General features: G+C 33.2%; 19 protein-coding genes. 13 read left to right on the top strand and 6 right to left on the bottom strand.

Going from position 1 to position 16,811, the window contains the following annotated elements; genetic code table 11:
- Nucleotides 1-16: 16 nt before the first annotated feature.
- The gene (locus BM253_RS04515; protein ID WP_091519857.1) at nucleotides 17-1,078 is read right to left on the bottom strand and encodes an endonuclease; all 1,062 of its coding nucleotides are present in this window, start codon (nucleotides 1,076-1,078) and stop codon (nucleotides 17-19) included.
- Nucleotides 1,079-1,184: 106 nt separating this feature from the next.
- Here BM253_RS04515 and BM253_RS04510 point away from each other — a divergent pair, with 106 nt between their 5' ends.
- Nucleotides 1,185-1,964: a hypothetical protein gene (locus BM253_RS04510; RefSeq protein WP_091519853.1), complete on the top strand. Its 780-nt coding sequence runs from the start codon at nucleotides 1,185-1,187 to the stop codon at nucleotides 1,962-1,964.
- A 57-nt stretch (nucleotides 1,965-2,021) separates the two neighbouring features.
- Here BM253_RS04510 and BM253_RS04505 read toward each other — a convergent pair whose 3' ends face one another.
- A complete protein-coding gene (locus tag BM253_RS04505) occupies nucleotides 2,022-2,348 on the bottom strand; it encodes a CCC motif membrane protein (RefSeq protein ID WP_091520092.1) in 327 nt (108 codons plus the stop codon).
- Nucleotides 2,349-2,432: 84 nt separating this feature from the next.
- Nucleotides 2,433-2,717, bottom strand: coding sequence for a DUF2752 domain-containing protein (locus BM253_RS04500; protein WP_091519850.1), 285 nt, complete (start codon nucleotides 2,715-2,717; stop codon nucleotides 2,433-2,435).
- A 54-nt stretch (nucleotides 2,718-2,771) separates the two neighbouring features.
- Here BM253_RS04500 and BM253_RS04495 point away from each other — a divergent pair, with 54 nt between their 5' ends.
- Nucleotides 2,772-2,969 (top strand): hypothetical protein, encoded by a 198-nt coding sequence (locus tag BM253_RS04495; protein ID WP_091519847.1) that lies wholly within the window; start codon nucleotides 2,772-2,774, stop codon nucleotides 2,967-2,969.
- Complete coding sequence (locus BM253_RS04490) at nucleotides 2,953-3,516, top strand: Smr/MutS family protein (protein ID WP_091519845.1); 564 nt, start codon at nucleotides 2,953-2,955, stop codon at nucleotides 3,514-3,516. The genes BM253_RS04495 and BM253_RS04490 overlap by 17 nt, the downstream gene beginning before the upstream one ends.
- A gap of 20 nt (nucleotides 3,517-3,536) precedes the next feature.
- On the opposite strand, the gene BM253_RS04485 is transcribed toward BM253_RS04490, so the two are convergent.
- Complete coding sequence (locus tag BM253_RS04485; protein WP_091519842.1) at nucleotides 3,537-4,469, bottom strand: hypothetical protein; 933 nt, start codon at nucleotides 4,467-4,469, stop codon at nucleotides 3,537-3,539.
- A gap of 94 nt (nucleotides 4,470-4,563) precedes the next feature.
- Between BM253_RS04485 and BM253_RS04480 the strand changes: the two genes are divergently transcribed.
- From BM253_RS04480 to BM253_RS04465, 4 genes are all read left to right on the top strand, one after another.
- Entirely contained in the window at nucleotides 4,564-6,186 is a 1,623-nt protein-coding gene (locus tag BM253_RS04480; RefSeq protein WP_091519839.1) for an MFS transporter, read from the top strand.
- Between the two features lie 8 nt (nucleotides 6,187-6,194).
- Nucleotides 6,195-6,863, top strand: coding sequence for a hypothetical protein (locus BM253_RS04475; RefSeq protein ID WP_091519835.1), 669 nt, complete (start codon nucleotides 6,195-6,197; stop codon nucleotides 6,861-6,863).
- Nucleotides 6,864-6,958: 95 nt separating this feature from the next.
- A complete protein-coding gene (locus tag BM253_RS04470) occupies nucleotides 6,959-7,858 on the top strand; it encodes an EamA family transporter (RefSeq protein ID WP_091519831.1) in 900 nt (299 codons plus the stop codon).
- The gene (locus tag BM253_RS04465; RefSeq protein ID WP_091519828.1) at nucleotides 7,859-8,983 is read left to right on the top strand and encodes a cysteine desulfurase family protein; all 1,125 of its coding nucleotides are present in this window, start codon (nucleotides 7,859-7,861) and stop codon (nucleotides 8,981-8,983) included.
- A 32-nt stretch (nucleotides 8,984-9,015) separates the two neighbouring features.
- Here BM253_RS04465 and BM253_RS04460 read toward each other — a convergent pair whose 3' ends face one another.
- Both BM253_RS04460 and BM253_RS04455 read right to left on the bottom strand, forming a co-directional pair.
- Nucleotides 9,016-9,852: a ZIP family metal transporter gene (locus BM253_RS04460; RefSeq protein ID WP_091519823.1), complete on the bottom strand. Its 837-nt coding sequence runs from the start codon at nucleotides 9,850-9,852 to the stop codon at nucleotides 9,016-9,018.
- Nucleotides 9,852-10,583 (bottom strand): SAM-dependent methyltransferase, encoded by a 732-nt coding sequence (locus BM253_RS04455; RefSeq protein WP_091519820.1) that lies wholly within the window; start codon nucleotides 10,581-10,583, stop codon nucleotides 9,852-9,854. Before BM253_RS04455 ends, BM253_RS04460 begins: the two co-directional genes overlap by 1 nt.
- Before the next feature lie 82 nt (nucleotides 10,584-10,665).
- Between BM253_RS04455 and BM253_RS04450 the strand changes: the two genes are divergently transcribed.
- From BM253_RS04450 to BM253_RS04425, 6 genes are all read left to right on the top strand, one after another.
- A complete protein-coding gene (locus tag BM253_RS04450) occupies nucleotides 10,666-11,835 on the top strand; it encodes a THUMP domain-containing class I SAM-dependent RNA methyltransferase (protein WP_177205723.1) in 1,170 nt (389 codons plus the stop codon).
- Nucleotides 11,828-12,067 (top strand): hypothetical protein, encoded by a 240-nt coding sequence (locus BM253_RS04445; protein ID WP_091519816.1) that lies wholly within the window; start codon nucleotides 11,828-11,830, stop codon nucleotides 12,065-12,067. The genes BM253_RS04450 and BM253_RS04445 overlap by 8 nt, the downstream gene beginning before the upstream one ends.
- A gap of 140 nt (nucleotides 12,068-12,207) precedes the next feature.
- Entirely contained in the window at nucleotides 12,208-14,529 is a 2,322-nt protein-coding gene (gene mbhE, locus BM253_RS04440) for a hydrogen gas-evolving membrane-bound hydrogenase subunit E (protein WP_091519813.1), read from the top strand.
- A complete protein-coding gene (locus BM253_RS04435) occupies nucleotides 14,510-14,947 on the top strand; it encodes an MnhB domain-containing protein (protein ID WP_091519809.1) in 438 nt (145 codons plus the stop codon). Before mbhE ends, BM253_RS04435 begins: the two co-directional genes overlap by 20 nt.
- Nucleotides 14,948-15,301 carry a Na+/H+ antiporter subunit C gene (locus BM253_RS04430; protein ID WP_091519806.1) on the top strand — a complete coding sequence of 118 codons (354 nt, stop codon included), beginning with the start codon at nucleotides 14,948-14,950 and terminating at the stop codon, nucleotides 15,299-15,301.
- Entirely contained in the window at nucleotides 15,298-16,809 is a 1,512-nt protein-coding gene (locus tag BM253_RS04425; protein ID WP_091519802.1) for a proton-conducting transporter transmembrane domain-containing protein, read from the top strand. Before BM253_RS04430 ends, BM253_RS04425 begins: the two co-directional genes overlap by 4 nt.
- Nucleotides 16,810-16,811 lie beyond the last annotated feature (2 nt).

Below are 16,811 nucleotides of genomic sequence, written 5' to 3'. Positions count from 1 at the left end.
TGCAATTTAATCAGATCTATTTTTTTATAAACTTATAGGTTTTTGATGCATTATTAGCGGTAAAGTGAAGCATATACATACCACTTACGTAGTTTGAAACATTTATTTTAATTTGATTTTTATTTTGATCGATCAATTTGCCTGATAGATCATATATTTTGTAAGAAGTTTCGGTTAAATTAGTTTCGATATTCAAAAAGTCATTCGTGTAAGTAGGATACACTTTTGTATCATTAAAAATAGTTTCATTGACATTTAAAGCATTCCATTTATTTTCTGCTGCCGGTCCGTTCCAAATTTTTGTTGCTAAATAGGGATTGTCTATAAACGGATTTCGGTTTCCTTGTGCAGCGTAAATTTTTTCATTTCGATTGATTTCGTGTGTTGAAACCGGATCTTCTGCATTCCACTGTAAAAAAATGTTCGGCATATCGCCATTAAAAGAAAAAGAAGTAGATCCATAACCAACATTCACTGGCTGGCATTGGTTGCCGTAACGAACATACATGTACATAACCATTCGGGCAACATCGCCTTTCCAATTATCGCCCGGATAAAAATATTCTGATCCGTTTTGCTGAATTACACGTGAATAAGTAATGTAGGTTGTAGGATTTGCTATAAATTTAAAATTACTTCTTAAACTGTTTCGGTCGTAATCTACGGCACGTAAATGGTGTGCATCAGAACCTGGACCTTCAAATCCCAAGTTGGGTGTACCTTTTGATCTTGGAAAAACATGTTCGCGTACCCATTTATCTTCACAGTTTGATGAATGACAACTGGCGTTTCTATCTCGAGTTAAATCGTTGTTTTTTACTAAATCGGTATCGTTCCAACCATATAAAAGCAACACTTTATTTGAATTGTTTGGATCAACATCGGCTTGCTTTAAAACATTCCAAACATCGGGTGTATAAATTAACTGGTAGGTGTGTGTTGTTGTTAATAAGGTAGTCAGCTCATTTTTTAAGGCATCGCCCTGCAAATTTAAGTCAACAATTTGGTAATAAGTTGGTATTTGCGCATTTGCTGCCGAAAACAGTAAACAAACAATTATTTGTAAAAAATTTTTCATGGGTAAAAATAAGTACAAAAGTACTAATATTCTATAAGATGGAAATGTTTTGTGAAAACAATTCAGATGTTGGGTTTAGTTTTTATATTTTTGAAAAAAAATAAACATGAAATACGTTTTACTTTTTCTTTTTTTAGGATTTTTTAATGCAAATGCCCAAAGTTATTTAGATTATTATTTTAAAGCGAACAACATTAACGGCGCCATTGTTATTTACAACGAGAATAAAGACGAATGGATTTTTAGTACCGAAATGGAACCTTTTAGTAACACACCGGCAGCAGCTCATTTTCATTTATGGCAGGCGTTGGTTGGTTTAGATGAAAAGGTTTTTAAGATTGATGTTAAGGAAAAATTGATGTGGGATGGTGTTAAAAGATCTTTTTTTGATGAAAGAAAACCTGAATGGAATGCCGATACCAATTTAATTGATGCCATAAAAAATAAAAACGATTGGTATTTTGACCGATTGCAGAATTATCTTCCACAAGAAAGTTATGCGACTAATATTAAAAAATCGACGTTCTTTAAAGATATAAAAAATAACGATTTACAATATTTTTGGAATTATGCTGCGTTGACAAACCCAAATTCTATGATTTTGTTTTTAAAAGAATTGAAAGAAGGTAAACTGCCTTTCAACAAACAAAGTCAGCAGTTTGTTTACAACCAACTTTTAATAGATGAAAAACTGGCAATACACACCGCAACCACAAATTATTTAGGTAAAAGAATTGATTGGACAGTGGGAGTTTATTTAAAACAAAGTAAACCAATTTATTTTTCGTTAAGAACCTATACCTCTTTAGAAGAAAGTAAATTAGAAGATTACGAGAAAAGAAAGAACTTAATTATATCACAGATTTTTGATGTGTTGAATTATTAAAACAAAAAACCCGAAGCTTTAAACTTCGGGATTTTTTTTATTTTTTTTATTTTAATATTATCGTTGGTTTTGCATTTGCTCAATCCATTGTTGTTGCATTTCTTGGATACCATCTAAACCGTACATAGCAAATAAAACAATGTTAGCTATTAAGTAAATTACACTTAAAATTAATCCAATAATACATAGAATTCTACCTGTATTTAAATTAGAATAATTATTATAAGCACTGGGGTTTTGTTGGTATAAAGCCATATCTTTTTTAGCTAAAACCATTCCAATAATACCGCAAATTAAACCAACGATACCATAACAACAACATCCTAATATAGAAAGAATTCCTAACACTAATACAGCAGTTGCGTTTGGTAAATTGCTGGTCATAAAATTACCATTTCCGTTGTTAAAGTTAGAATTCTGGTAGTTTTGTTGTTCATTTGAGTTTTGATAATTTTCCATAGATTTTTTTTAAATGTTAAAATTTATATGTTTGTAAATATAAGCAAATACCGTAATAACTGCATTTAGTATCGCTAAAAAAATAATTATTTTATGATATTTTCTCTTTTTATCAACAAAATGCAAAAAAATAAATGCAAATAAAAGAATAGTGGTATAAATTGCGGGAAACATTTTAAAAGCGTCAACAAAATTTCCTTGCGATACCATATAAGCCGCACGCTGTGTACCACAACCCATACATTCAACTCCAAAAAGTTTTTTGTTCATGCACGGTAACATGTATTCTTCCATAGTTCAAATTTTTTACCGAATGTATAAATTTATTAATTTTGAAAAAAATATAAAATGAAATTTCTTATATATATTGCTGTATTTGGTTTAATGTTTTGGGCGTTGGTTGAACAAACCAAATCGCAACCAAATATTTATATTCAAATAGTAGCGGTGCTTGTTTTTTTCTTTTTAATGATGTATTTAATGAATAAAACGCCAAGTAATTCCAATAAAGATAATAACGAACAAAACAATGAACAAGGAAATTAACATAGGAACTTTTGTTGAAGTTTTAGACGAAGATTTTAAAGGTAAAGTAGTTAAACTAATGGGAGATGAGGCTGTTATTTTAACAAACGATGGTTTTGAACTGATGTATCCTATTAAACAGCTGATTTTAATTGGCGATGATTCAATTATAAAACAAGGATCAAGTTACGGAGCAATAGAATCGGCAAAGACACAAAAAGTCACAGTAAATCATCATAAAGTAAATACCGAAAAAAAATCAAAGAAAGACGAAATTGTATTAGAAGTTGATCTTCATATCGAAAAATTGGTTAAGAATTTTAAACACATGAACAATTTTGATATTTTAAACATTCAGGTTGATACTGCGCGTGGACAATTAGAATTTGCCATTAAAAACCGAATTCCAAAACTTGTTTTTATACACGGAATGGGCGAGGGCGTTTTAAAATCGGAATTGGAATATTTATTAGGCAGGTATCCTGAAATTTCTTTTCAAGATGCCAACTACCGCAAATATGGTTTAGGTGCAACAGAAGTATATATAAAACAAAATCCGAATAATTAAATTCGGATTTGTTGTTTTAATTAAAGGTTATAAGCTCCTAAATTTCGATCTGATATAGTAAACGTAGTTTCATCATTTTTAAACTGGGCTTGTATCAACTTTAAACTATGTCTGTAACCCGTTACTGTACCTGCGGTATTTGTAACTGCAGTGGTTTCTATCTGCAAAGATCCGTTGGTTACCTCCCAAGTTTCTTTTATTGGTTTGTTTGGTAGCTCACATGCAGTATCCGTTGTAAAAGGCTCTTTAAAAATTAAATAACTTAATAAGTTAGCTTCATTTAAAGTTATTGTTTGGACTTGGTTGCTTGTTGGAAAAACAAAATCTTCGGGTAATTGTATCTGAATAATTTCTGTACTTGTTTTTCCTACTAATCCATTTTCACAAATATCAAAACCATTTGTAATGTTAAAGTTCATTTTACTGCTGTCGTAAATATAAGAACCATACGGAAGGGTAGCATATTTAATCTCAGACGTACCGTTTGAAAGCGTAATGTTTTCGAAATTAATAGTGTACGTATAGTTTACATTTACAGCCGTTTCGGTAACAACAGGTGTAATTATTCTTGTGTAAAATATTCTTCCACCTGGCGATGAGGTGTATTCCGATGTAACTTTTGGGTTTGCCGGTGCCAACAAAGAACAAATTGCATTTGCTGCTATAGGTGCATCGTACGTACGGTAATAAATTTTTGTAGTAGGTGAAGTTGCTAATTCTTGTTTGGTGTTTAAAGGAGCCGCTGGATTTAACATAGAGCCAGAAATACTGTCTCGCGTATCAGAAAAATCAACCAACAACAATTCGGTATCGTTAATTTTAAAATACAATTGATTATCCGGACATTTCTGAATTTGTTTTCCGTCAAAATTCAATTTTTCAAAAACCAAATCGCCGTCATCACAAGCCGTTAAACTTGTGGCTATCAATAACAAGCCAACTATTTTTTTCATAGGATACAAACTTTGCTACAAAAATAACTTTTTTATAACCAAAATAGTTGATATTGCTTCAAATTTTTATATTTGATATTTAATTCCATTTTGTATGAATCATACTGTAAAAACCAATTATCCGGCGTTATATACCTTAATTGTAGTCTTCTTTTTTTGGGGATTTATAGCTGCAGGAAACAATATTTTTATTCCTTTTTGTAAAGATTATTTCCATTTAGACCAGTTTCAGTCGCAATTAATTGATTTTGCTTTTTACACAGCCTATTACATTGGCGCATTGATTTTGTTTGCGTTGAGTAATGTTAAAGGAAAAGATTTGGTTACCTATTGGGGATACAAACGCAGTATTGTGTACGGTTTGTTGTTTTCTACAGTTGGTGCTGCGGCTATGATTTTAGCGGTTGAAGCCAATGTATATTACGGAATGTTGCTTGGATTTTTTGCCGTTGCTTTAGGATTTTCATTACAACAAACAGCAGCAAATCCGTTTGCTATTTTATTAGGTGATGAAAAAACCGGAGCAAGCCGAGTAAATTTGGGCGGTGGAATTAATTCGTTAGGTACAACAATTGGTCCGTTGGTAGTTGCTTTTGCTTTGTTTGGAACTACTGCAGCTGTAAGTGATAACCAGATAAAGTCACTTAGTTTAGATAAAGTGGTATTGCTGTACGTTTGTGTGGGCTTATTGTTTGTTGGCGCTGCGGCATTGTTCTATTTTTCTAAAAGATTACCTGAAGGAAAAAGCATCGAACCCATAGAAAAAGCTCCCAAAGCATTAAATATATTGGTGTTAATGACCGTTTTGTTAATGATCTGTTTCAGTTTTGTTTTTTCTACTTATAGAGAAACGACAGAAATAGTGAACAAAATTGAAATTGAAAATACTCGTGTTATGTGGCTTTCCGTTGCTTTTGCTGTTATCTTAGGCGGATTGCTTTTTGCGTATAATAGTGCAAAAGCAAAACCAGAAGGTTGGGGAGCGATGAAATATCCGCAATTAGTATTGGGAATGCTGGCAATATTCATGTACGTTGGAGTAGAAGTGGGAATTGGAAGTAACTTGGGCGAACTATTAAAATCGGAAGAATTTGGCGGATTAACTTCTTCACAAATCGCACCTTACATTTCTATGTATTGGGGTAGTATGATGATTGGTCGTTGGGCTGGAGCTGTTAGTGCATTTAATCTTTCAAGAAACAAACAACTGCTTTTAACCATCATTCTTCCAATAATTGCATTCGGAATTATCATAACAGCAAATATTTTAATGGAATACGATATGCAGTATTTCTATGCGTTTATCGGTTGCGTAATTCTGCAAATTGCTTTAATAATTCTAACCAAAAATACACCTGCCAAAACATTATTGGTTTTTAGTTTGTTTGGAATTATCGCCTTAATTGTTGGTTTAAATACTACAGGAAAAACGGCAATTTATGCCTTTTTATGCGGTGGATTGGCGTGCAGCATTATGTGGCCGGCAATTTATAATTTAAGTTTAATGGGCTTAGGAAAATACACCGCACAAGGATCTGCATTTTTAGTTATGATGATTTTAGGTGGAGGAATTATTCCGCCAATTCAAGGAAAAATTGCAGATATTATTGGTATTCATTCATCGTATATCGTATCGTTGGTATGTTTTATTTATCTATTGATTTTTGCTTTTGTGGTGATAAGAATTTTAAAAAAGCAGAATATTGTAATTGAATAATAAAATTTATGAAAAAAATTTATTTAGTTGTTTTAGTAGTATTGTCGGGCATAAATACATTCGCTCAAGATACAAAAGGAAAAACATTTTTGACTTTTGATTTGGCTCCGTTAGCTGTACCTCCAAGCAGAATTTCAATCGGAGTTTCGCATCAAATCACAGAAAATGTATTTGTTGGTGCCGAAGTTGGTAAATCTTTTTCTGAATCATGGGGAAGAGTTAATGAAAAAACCGAAAATTATAATTTGTTTCAATACAGATTAGAATTAGGTTATATTTTAACACCTGAAAAAAAGTATGTTCATCATTATCTTTCTGCTGATTTTATCGGTGTAAATCATAAAGAAACATTGTTCGATAGCAGTTATATTGTAAACAATAATCAAGAAAACGAACAAAGATATACCTACAGTAGAATTGATTATCACAGAACAAAGTATGCGTTTAACTTTAATTACGGAATGCGGATCTTTTTTGGTCATTCCAGAAAATTAGGTGTAGATCCAAAGATTGGATTAGGTGTTAACAATGTAAAAGTCGATTTTTCTAACGCACGAAATTTAAAAGAAGCCGATAGAGAGCGAGATATTTTTGGTTTCTCGGGGCGTTATAGTCTAGCAGGTAAAGAATCTACAGTGAATATAAATTTCCAAATTAGATTTTTCTTTAATTTTTAAAATAGAAATATTTGTTTATAAATCGCATTGTAAATTAACAATGCGATTGTTTTTTGTACCCAAAACTAAACTACATTTGCGTTTTTATTTGTGCAATGCAAAATTTTAAATATTACATAAGTGCTTTTATAGCGTTTATGTTGTGGGGTTTTTTCAGTTTGGCTTTAAAACCTATTTCTTACGTACCGTCATTCGATATTTTGTTTTACAGAATTTCCTTTTCGGCAATTATCATTATTTGTTTTACATTGTTTTTCAGACGAAAAATTTTTCTGAAAGATATTGATACTTTTAAAAATCTACCGCAAAAAGAAAAACGAAAAGGATTGTACTTAACATTAACAGGTGGTATTTTATTAGGCATCAACTGGTTTTTGTTTATTTACGTGGTTAATCAAATCAATGTGCAATCGGCATCTTTTGCCTATTTGGTCTGTCCAATTATTACTACATTTCTGGCTAATATCATACTAAAAGAAAAACTACAAAAAGTACAATGGATTGCCATTTTAATCAGTTTTATAGGTTGTTTAATTTGCTTTATTAGTAATTCTAACAATCTGTTTTTTGCTTTGGTAGTTGCCTTTACGTATGCTTTTTACTTGATTTCACAGCGATCGAACATCTATTTTGATAAATTAAACATATTAACAGTTCAAATTATACTCATATTTATTTTATCACTGCCTTATTATTTTGTAAATGGTTTTAGTATACCAGAAAATCCTTCTTTTTATATATACATATTTGCAATAGCCACCTTGTTTACGTTGGTACCTTTATACATGAATTTGTATGCGTTGAAAGGAGCTCCGGCATCAAATGTGGGTGTTATGTTGTATATAAATCCGCTAATTGCGTTTATGCTGGCAATCTTTTATTATAAAGAAGATATAAATACTTTACAATTTGTATCATATTTCTTAATTTTGCTATCGGTTTTTATTTTTAACTACCGCATTTTAACTAATCTAACAAAGAAAATTATAAAATAAATGAACCAAATATATCTTGATAATGCCGCTACCACATCTGTTCGACCAGAAGTAGTGCAAGAGATGATAAAAATTTTAACGAACGATTTCGGAAATCCGTCATCAACCTATTCAATTGGTCGTCACACAAAGGCATTGATCGAAGCATCTCGTAAAACAATTGCCAAACAGTTTAATGTGACGGCAAGCGAGATTATTTTTACATCGTGCGGAACCGAAGGTAATAACTGGATTATTCGTTCATCGGTACGCGATTTGGGTATAAAAAGAATCATTACAACCCGAATGGAGCACCATTGTACCTTGTATTCTATCAAAGAAATGGAGAAAGAATACGGTACAAAAATCGATTATGTGAATGTTTTACCAAACAGCGAAATAGATTTTAACCATTTAGAAGAGTTGTTGAAAGATTCGCAGCCTACTTTGATCAGTTTGATGCATGTGAACAACGAAGTTGGAACGGTTTTAGATTTGAAAAAAGTAGCCGATTTGGCTCAGCAATACAATGCATTGTTTCATTCAGATACGGTTCAATCTGTAGGAAAAGTTGAAATTCCCTTAGATGAAATTCCTGTCGATTTTATAGTAGCTTCGGCACATAAATTTCACGGACCAAAAGGAGCAGGATTTGTTTTTATCCGCAAGAAAAATGTGTTGAAACCATTAATCGTTGGAGGCGAACAAGAAAAAGGAATGCGTGCAGGTACCGAAGCGCCTCATCAGGTTGTTGGTATGGCGAAAGCGTTGGAATTATCATATCAAGATTTAAATAAGGATCGTACAAAAATCACCGAATTACGTGATTATTGCAAAGCAAAATTACAAGAAAACTTTGCTGATGTTAAGTTCAACGGAAACGGATCAACTTTTTACAACGTATTAAACATTCGTTTACCATTTTCGCCAGAGAAAGCTGCCATGATGTTGTTTCAGTTAGATATGAAAGGAATTGCCGTTTCACGCGGAAGTGCCTGTCAATCGGGAAGTCAAAAACCATCGCATGTTTTAGCTGAATTTTTAGACGAAGTTGAAATTAAAAAACCGAGTTTACGTTTATCGTTCGGTCATGAAAACAACAAAGAAGAAATTGATTATTTGATCGATGTTTTAAAAGGGATATAAAAAAGCCTCAGAAAAATCTGAGGCTTTTGCTTTTAAACAAAAAAGCCAAAAGCAATTCCTATAATTATTGATAATAGCTTAGCTAAATTAAATTTGTGTCCTTCGCTGCTTTCAAATATTATGGTTGATGAAATATGAAATAAAATACCTATCACAAACGCCGAAATCGGCACATAATAATCAATTAAGAATGATAAGTTTGCTGATAAATAAGTTCCAAGCGGAGTCATCAATGCAAAGACGATCATAAACATAAAAACGAATTTCTTGTTTAATTCTGCCTGTAAAAAGAACAACGTTAATATAATCGCGATTGGGAAATGATGTATGGCTATTGCCCATGCTAAATGCGTGTGCTGACTAACAGGCATTCCTTCAAATAATGCGTGTAAACATAAACTTGCGAACAAAAGCCAAGGCATCGACGTCATTTTTTCGTGTACATGAACATGGCCGTGTTCTGCACCTTTAGAGAAATATTCTAAAATAATCTGAAAAACAATTCCTAACATAATAAACAACCCGATTTGCTTCATGGCATCGTGGTCGTGATTGTGCTGATTTGAATTTGTTGTTTCGGTATGATTGCGATTGTCGTGACTTGCATGATCATGAGTATAATCGTGATGTTCGTGTGACTGATTATGTGAACTATAATCCATCTCAACAATTGATGTTGTTTCTACATGGTTTCCCTCAATAACATACGCATAAACTTCGGGTAACAAATGCGAAACCGTCATTGTTAACAAAAAAGAACCGCTGAAAGCCAACAGCAGTTTTATGGTTTTCTTTTTGGCTGGTTTTACAATGATCGCTAAAAAATATCCTAATACAACAGCTAAAAAAGGTAATAAATATGTTTCCATTATTTAAAGATCATTATTAAACGGTCTGATTCTTTTTTATAAAATTTATGTAATCTGTAATCGCCAAAAGTATCCAACAAATAAATTCCGGCTTCTTCCATTAATGATTCAAAATCTTCTAAAGTCAATGCTTTTACTTTTTCGGTAAAATCAAAATGTTCGCCTTCAAAATCAAAAACAATATTCTTTAAAATATAACCATTTTCAATCCATCTTTTAATAGTAAAAACAATACCGTCAACTTCTTTGGTTTCTTCTGATTTTAAATTTTCGGTCACTTTTTCAACATTCATAAAATCTAGAACGGCGAAACCAAAATCGTTCAAACTATTTTTTATTGCTTTCAAAGCTGTTAAATTGTCTTCGTTGTTTTCAAAATATCCAAAACTTGTAAACAGGTTAAAAATAGCATCAAATTTCTCGTTAAAGGGTTCGCGCATATCTTTCACTTGAAAATGCAACGTATCATTTTCAGATTTTTTCGCAAAAGCAATACTGTTTTCAGATAAATCGGCACCTACAACATTGTATCCCAACTTATTCAAATAGATAGAATGTCTGCCACGCCCGCAAGCCAAATCAAGCACTTTTGCATTTTCGGGCAAATTCAAATATTCGGTAATATTATCAATAAACAATTGGGCTTCGGCATAATCACGATCTTTGTATAAAATGTGATAAAAAGGCGTATCAAACCAATTATTGCTGTATGTTTTTTTAGATTCTTGCATTTTAGAAATTTTGTGAACGCAAAAATAAGCTATTTTTGTAGAATTAAATAAATTTATCGTTCCCGACGGAAAGGAATTGAATATGGAAAACTTTAAAATGGTAGCTAAAACCTTCTTTGGTTTTGAAGAGATTTTAGCAAACGAATTGATTAAATTAGGTGCACAACGTGTTGAACAAGGCACAAGAATGGTTAGTTTTTATGGTGATCAGGGCTTTATGTACAAGGCAAATTTGGCTTTGCGTACGGCTTTAAAAATTTTAAAACCAATAAAACAATTCAAGGTTTTTAACGAAACCAGCTTGTATAACGGCGTTCAAAGTATTGATTGGAGCGAGTTTTTAAGCGTTAATAAATCGTTTTTGATTGATGCTACCATATTTTCTGATAATTTTAATCATTCGCAATTTGTCGCTTTAAAAAGTAAAGATGCCATTGTAGATCAGTTTAAGAAGAAGTTTGACGACCGACCGAATATTGATAAAGACCATCCGGATTTACGCATTAACATTCATATTCAGAACGAGGTTTGTACGGTTTCGTTAGATACATCGGGTGCATCGCTTCATCATCGCGGTTATCGTACAGCAACAAACATTGCGCCGATTAACGAGGTTTTGGCTGCCGGAATTTTAATTTTGAGCGGTTGGACAGGGCAATCAAACTTTTTGGATCCTATGTGCGGATCTGGAACTTTTTTGGTTGAAGCAGCTATGATTGCTTGTAACATTCCACCAAATATCAACAGAAAAGAATTTGCTTTTGAAAAATGGAAAGATTGGGATGCCGATTTGTTTGAAAAAGTAGAAGAATCGTTACTTAAAAAAATTACCGATTTTCATTTTGATATTTTTGGTTACGATAAAGCGCCGTCTGCAGTTGCAAAAGCAAAAGACAATGCCAGAAATGCCAATTTAAACGAATACATAAAAATTGAACAAAAAAACTTTTTTGAAACAGAAAAAGAAGTTCAAGGTCCGTTACACATGGTTTTTAATCCACCGTATGGCGAACGTTTAGATATTGATTTAGAGCGTTTTTACCGTGAAATTGGCGATACATTAAAGCAAAGTTATCCGGGAACAAATTCATGGTTTATTACAGGAAATGTTGAAGCGTTAAAATTTGTAGGCTTAAAACCATCGAGAAAAATTAAGTTGTTTAACGGTAAATTAGAATCGCGTTTGGTGAAATACGAAATGTACGAAGGCAGCAAACGAACCAAATTTCAAAACAGATCAAACAATGAATAAAGCAACCAAGATATTACTAATCCAGTTTATGTGCTTTGCAGGTATATTTTTAGCAGCCCGTTTTTTAATTGTTCATTTTGCCTTACTTACCGGTTTATGGATACCGATTGTAAGCGGAATTGCAGCAATTGTTTTGGCTCCGCAATTTAAAGTTTTTAAGATTGATGGTAAAGACACGGTTTTTATAGCCTGGCTTTTTAGCAAAAATGGAAAACCTGTTAATTGGTTGTAGCTTCCGCATAAAGTAGTTTATTTAGCCTCCTTTCTGAATCATTGAATGAATATTAAATTTCATTTTCTGACTTATTTTTCTTATTTTAGCAAAAATCGATATAATTTAAGATATAGAGAAAGGACTAAACTACACATTTTATGCTTTTACCGATCATTGTAACCTTTTTGTTAGCCTTTTTGATGTTGCTTTTAAAGCCGCAAAAAATTTTAAGGTTGTTTAAATTTGTATGTGTTGTTCCACTTCTATTATTCCTTTACTTAATAACCTATTTACCTGCTGTTTATCAGGGAACTAAATCAATTTTATTTAAAAATGAATGGATTCCTTCTTTAGGAATTTCGTTAGACTTTAAGATCGATGGCCTTTCTATGCTTTTCGGATTAATGATTACCGGTATTGGTACATTAATTTATCTGTATGCTGCGGAATATTTGAAAAGGGATGAGAACATTCACCGATTTTATTGCTATTTAACCTTGTTTATGGGTGCCATGCTTGGCGTGGTGTTGTCAGACAATTTAATTACCTTATTTATTTTCTGGGAACTAACAAGTATCAGTTCATTTTTTTTAATTGGATATAACACCGATCAGGAAGCATCGCGAAAAAGTGCCTTGTGGGCGTTGAGTTTAACAGGTTTAGGCGGATTTTTAATGTTGGCAGCATTTGCTTTAATTGGTATTGTTGCAGGAACGTACTCTTTAAACGAACTTCTTGCGTATCCCGATGTACTGCTAAACAACGAATATTATTACATTATTATATTCCTTCTTTTTGCGGGAGCATTCACAAAATCGGCACAATTTCCGTTTCATTTCTGGCTTCCGGGCGCAATGAAAGCTCCAACTCCGGTTTCGGCTTATCTGCATTCTGCAACAATGGTTAAAGCCGGAATTTACATTTTAGCACGTTTTTCTCCGATTTTAGGTGGCGATACTGTTTGGAATGATACCTTAATGATTGTTGGAGGAATTACAATGGTAATGGGTGCTGTGTTGAGTGTTTTTCATAAAGATATGAAAGGTTTGCTGGCATATTCTACCATTTCTGCGTTAGGAATTATTGTTTTTTTGATAGGAATTGGAACCGAAACAGCTCTGTACGCAGCGTGTACTTTTATTTTGGTTCATGCGCTTTACAAGGCAACTTTGTTCTTAATAACAGGAATTGTAGATCACGCAACACACACCAGAGATTTATCGGTTTTAAGAGGTCTTCGTAAAGTAATGCCTGTAATTGCTATCGCAGGATTTATCGCAGCATTATCAAGTGCAGGAATTCCTTTTACTTTTGGGTTTTTGAGTAAAGAACTAATTTACGGCGTTTCTACTGATGGAATCTGGACGCAGGAAAGTATATTTGTTTTAACAGGAATTGCCTTACTGACAAATATTTTTCTAACATCATCAGGTTTTCTGGCAGGTATTCGACCGTTTTTTGGAAAGCTTCCAAAAGAGTTTGAAAAAATAAAAAAACCGAATTTCTATTTATGGTTTCCGCCGGTTTTGTTGAGTGCGTTAACGCTGCTTTTTGGTATCGTTCCATCAATCGTAGATCAATCCATATTAAAATCGGCAACAATTTCGGTTTTAGGAACTTCAACCCAAATGTATCTATCGCTATGGCACGGTTTCAACTTGGTTTTGTTGTTAAGTGCTATTACAATTGTATTGGGAATTTTACTGTATTTCGCCATAAAACCATCAAGCAGAAATGAAAGCAGATTAAAAGGATTGGACGATTTTTCACCACAGACAATTCTTACAAGTATCGCATTAGGCATTCGTTGGTTTGCATTCAGATACACGCGCTTTTTTCATAACGGATATTTAAGGGTTTACATTATGTTCATCGTGATCTTTTTTACAGGAATTGTTGGATACAAGCTCTTTGCCGATGTTCCGTTACGTGTAAATACCGAAGATTTATCTGCCTTTAGAATTTATGAATTCACGGTTTTTGTCATTACTATTATTGCCATTTATTTTATTACAAGCACCACATCCAGACTAACATCAATCGCAGCTTTGGGTGTAATCGGGTATTCAATCTGTTTGATTTTCGTTTTTTACGGCGCACCCGATTTGGCAATGACACAGTTTGCAATTGATACCTTAACGGTTGTATTGTTTGTATTGGTTTTGTTCAAATTACCACCGTTTTTAAAGTTTACAAACAAGAAAATTCAATTCAGAGATGGAGTCATTTCGGTTTGCTTCGGAATATTAATTTCGTTGATTACATTACAGGCATTGGTATCGCCATCAGAAAAAGATGTGAGTAAGTTTTATGCCGATAACGCTTATGTTTTAGCTAAAGGTAAAAATGTGGTGAATGTTATTTTGGTTGATTTTCGTGGATTTGATACCATGATTGAAACAATTGTGCTATCGATTGCTGCGGTGGGAGTTTACAGTATTTTAAAATATAAGACGCAAGATGGAGAGAAATCGGAATAATGAAAGATTAGACAAAACAATCTTAAGAACATCAACAAATTACCTATTACCGTTATTGATTTTGTTCTCGATTTTTTTGTTGATACGTGGACATTACCTTCCAGGTGGCGGTTTTGTTGGCGGTTTGGTAGCATCTATCGCATTTGTACTGCATTCGTTTGCTTACAGTCCAACACAAACTGTAAAAATGTTCAGCATAAAACCGTTTTTCGTAATACCAACAGGCTTAATGCTTTGTTTTTTAAGCGGAATGTTGCCTACGTTGTTAGGTTATCCGTTCATGAGTGGGGTTTGGTTTGCCGATAATGTAGTGGCAATTGGCGCATTTGGATCAGCTTTGATATTTGATGTAGGCGTTTATATGGTAGTGATTGGTGTAGTTTTAACAATTTTATTTACAATTTCAGAAAATACATAAATGGAATTATTATTAGTGATTTTAGTCGGCGCGTTTTATTCTGCCGGTATATATATGATGTTTCGCCGAAGCATGGTAAAACTGCTTTTGGGCTTGTTATTGCTTGGAAACGGTGCAAATATTCTGATCTTTTTAATGGGGGGATTAACCAAAGGTAAAGCACCGATTATAAGACCAGAAAACAGTAAGTTTTTAGAGGTTTATGCCGATCCAATTCCTCAGGCGTTAATACTTACGGCAATTGTAATAAGTTTTGCATTAACGGCATTTGCCATTGTATTGTTAAAAAGAGTGTACACCACAACAGGATCAGACGATTTGGATTCTTTAAATATTCAAGATTTAGATATATGACAACAAACTTTATATTGGCACCTATATTAATGCACATGATTACCGCTATTGTGTTGTTATTTTTCTGGCAGAAGGTTCTGATCCAGAAAATAATAAGCATTGTTGGTAACAGTATTGCATTTCTGCTGTGTTTACGTTTGTTTGAAATGACGTTATCTCAAGGATATTTAACCTTACAATTGGGCGGTTGGCAGGCTCCGTTTGGCATCACGTTTATATCTGATACCTTAAGTGCCATCATGGTACTTTTAACGGCGTTGGTTTCATTGGCTGTCGGAATTTACTCTACCGCAAGTTTAAATGTAAGCAGAATTAAATACGGTTACTTTTTTATTTTCCACTTTTTAATTATGGGACTTTTAGGTGCATTTCTTACCGGCGATATCTTTAATATGTATGTTTGGTTTGAAGTGGTGATTATCTCGTCTTTTATTTTATTGACGGTTGGTGGAAAAAAAATGCAGATGGAAGGTGCCATAAAATATGTTACAATGAACATGCTGGCATCGGTGATATTCTTAACTGCAATCGCGGTTTTGTACGGAATTACCGGAACATTAAACATTGCCGATATTGCCAACAAAATTACTTTAGTTGAAAACAAAGGTTTGGTTACGGTGACTTCATTATTGTTTTTTGTCGGTTTCGGAATTAAATCAGCAGTATTTCCATTGTATTTTTGGTTGCCATCGGCGTATCATACACCGCCATCGGCAATTGCAGCGATATTTGGAGGATTGCTTACAAAAATGGGAATTTACGCCATGTTGCGCGTGTTTACCGTAATTTTTCAGCCCGATTATTTTACCCTGACATTATTTTCGATAATCGCAGTTCTAACTTTGATTACAGGCGCTTTAGGAACCATTAACAAAAGAAGCATCCGCAGAATTTTATCGTATTTAATCATTTGTCATATCGGATATTTGATTGCAGGATTGGGTTTAAATACCGAATTAGCTTTTGTAGCAGTTGTTTTTTATCTTATTCACGATGTTATTGTAAAAAGTAATGTATTTATGATTTCGGGCGTTATCGTGAAGATGCGTGAAACAGTTGATATTACTCGATTGGGAAGCTTGCTAAAAGATTATCCGAAGTTTTCATTCGTGGTTGCTTTGGTATTGTTTTCATTGGTTGGAATTCCGCCTTTATCAGGTTTTTGGCCAAAAATTCTATTGTTTCAGGAATCGTTCAAACAAGAAAATTATATTTTGTTAGCGGGATTAATCGTAGCAAGTTTTGTAACTCTGTTTGTAATTGTCCGCATTTGGTCCGAAGCATTCTGGAAAATATCGCCAAAACCCATCACAGAAGAAATCGATCATTTTGCACCATTTTCATTATCGGGAAAAATTGCATTAATCGCACCAATAGTCGGCTTAGCTGCCGTATCTTTAATAATTGGATTAAATGCCAACAGTTTCATAAAGTTATCAGAAAAAGCAGCTTACGAAATGAAACGTCCCGAAATTTATATCAATAACGTATTAGGTTCAAAAGAATAATT

Origin of the sequence: Paenimyroides ummariense (assembly GCF_900115115.1) — a bacterium.
Lineage (GTDB): Bacteria > Bacteroidota > Bacteroidia > Flavobacteriales > Flavobacteriaceae > Flavobacterium > Flavobacterium ummariense.
The sequence above is the reverse complement of the archived record's forward strand: the minus strand, read 5'-3'. Positions and strand labels throughout refer to the sequence as shown.